Annotated in this window: 3 protein-coding genes; all 3 read right to left on the bottom strand. The window is 72.1% G+C overall.

The features are described 5' to 3' along the window. On the bottom strand, window positions 1-626 hold a 626-nt coding region (locus tag ACFWPJ_RS31735; RefSeq protein ID WP_378857050.1), incomplete at its 3' end, for a lipase family protein. Between the two features lie 111 nt (window positions 627-737). Continuing rightward, window positions 738-968: a hypothetical protein gene (locus ACFWPJ_RS31740; RefSeq protein ID WP_378857052.1), complete on the bottom strand. Its 231-nt coding sequence runs from the start codon at window positions 966-968 to the stop codon at window positions 738-740. After that, a partial coding sequence (locus ACFWPJ_RS31745) for a lipase family protein (RefSeq protein WP_378857054.1) occupies window positions 965-1861 on the bottom strand: 897 nt, incomplete at its 5' end. The genes ACFWPJ_RS31740 and ACFWPJ_RS31745, both read right to left, overlap by 4 nt.

Below are 1861 nucleotides of genomic sequence, written 5' to 3' on the forward strand. Positions count from 1 at the left end.
GTCCCGCGGAAGTCCAGCTCGGGCGCGTAACTCTGCTGCACGTGGGCGGTGCTCAGCGCCGCGTGCCCGCCCTGCGAGATGCCGAGCACGCTCCAGGTGCGCGACAGGTCGGGGTTGGCCGTGCGGGCGGCACGGACCAGGTCGATGGTGGCGGTGGCCTCGCTGCGCACCTCGAGGTAGGGGTGCGGGCCGGTCTCGAAACGGCCGAGGCCGAGGTAGTCGGGGGCGACGACGGCATAGCCCTGGTCGACGAACCGCTTGATGAACGCGTCCTCGGCCCCGCGATGCAGGGGCAGCGGGGCGAGCTCGGGGTCGGCCTGGCCGCCGCAGCCGGGACCCGAGCCCGAGGTGCCGTGGTCGTAGGCGAGGATCGGCCAGCCGGTGGCGGGGGCGTCACCTTCGGGCAGGAACAGCGCGCCGCTGGCCGGGCGCGGGGTGCCGGCCGAGTCGGTCATCCAGTACTCGACGACCGACCCGCGGTCCATCCCGTGCCAGCCCGCGGGTTCGGGCTGCACCGAGATGAGCGCGCCCGGCGCTTGCGCCGCCGCGGGGGCGAAACCTGCGGCGAGCAGCGCGCTCGCGGTGATCGCGGCGAGAACCGCCGCGCGCATCGGTGTCTTCGGCAACGGATCCTGCTCTCCACCAGGCAACATGATTCCTGGACGAGTGTACAGATCAGCGACCGTTCCGCCCCGCACCGCGAGCAGCCATCCGAACACGTTGCACCCCTTCATTATTCAGCGCTGTGGCGGCGCGGCGTTCACTCGCGCGACGAATCCGTCGAGCGCGTCCCACATCTGCCGGCTGAGCACGGTGTGCTGACCGAATCCGGTCACCGTCTGGAAGTCGACCCCACCCGCCGCGAACTGCGCGACCAGCGCGGCGTGCAGCGGCGACGGCACGATCGCGTCGGTCGCGTTGATCAGCAACAGGATCGGCGCGTCGTACCCGCTGGTCGGCACGGTCATGTACTCGGACAGCGCGGTCCGCAGCGGGCCGTCCGACAGCGGGCGGGCGAACAGGTCACCGAACCCGAGCCCCTTGACGTTCGCGACGATCGCGTCGATGCACTGGCCACCCGCGGCGTCGAGGATCCGCTTGCCCTTCGGCGTGAGATAGGAGTCGACCTCCGCCTCGGGGTGGGTGGCGGCAGGCCGGCCAGGATGCTCACGGTGAAGCCGGTCAGGCCCGCGGTGCCCTCGATCTCCAGGAAGGCGGGCCCGAGCAGCGGCAGCACCTTCTCCACATCGGAGGCGGGGTCGACGGCGACGATGCCGCGGAAGTCGAGCTCGGGCGCGTAGCTCTGCTGCACGTGGGCGGTGCTCAGCGCGGCGTGCCCGCCCTGCGAGGCGCCGACGGCGGTCCAGGTGCGCGAGAGGTTGGGGTTGGCCGCCCTGGCGGCGCGCACGAGGTCGATGGTGGCGGTCGCCTCGCTGCGGACCTCGAGGTACGGGTGCGGCCCGGTGTCGAACCGCCCGAGCCCCAGATAGTCCGGCGCGACAACGGCATAGCCCTGCGCCACCAGATGCCGCAGGAACACGTCTTGCGCCGCTTGCGATTCCGGCCACGGCGCACCCGCCGGATCCGACTGCCCGCCGCAGCCCGCACCGAGCCCGGTGGTGCCGTGGTCGTAGGCGATCACCGGCCAGCCACCGGCGGGAGCTTCACCTTCGGGCAGGTAGAGAGCACCGCTGGCCGGTTGCGGCACACCGCCGACACCCTGTGTCCAGTAGTCGATCACCTGAGCGCCGGACATCCCATGGAACCCGTCGGCCTGCGGAATCACCGCGATCACCGTCCCCGGCGCGTCCGCGTGCGCCGGCGTCATCGGCGCGCACACCCCTACACCTATCGACCGCAC

The sequence above is a fragment of the Nocardia sp. NPDC058497 genome (assembly GCF_042720195.1).
Taxonomy (GTDB): domain Bacteria; phylum Actinomycetota; class Actinomycetes; order Mycobacteriales; family Mycobacteriaceae; genus Nocardia.

Coding starts and splice junctions, on each gene's coding strand:
- ACFWPJ_RS31740 (WP_378857052.1), bottom strand. CDS start 968: ATGACCGTGCCGACCAGCGGGTACGACGCGCCGATCCTGTTGCTGATC.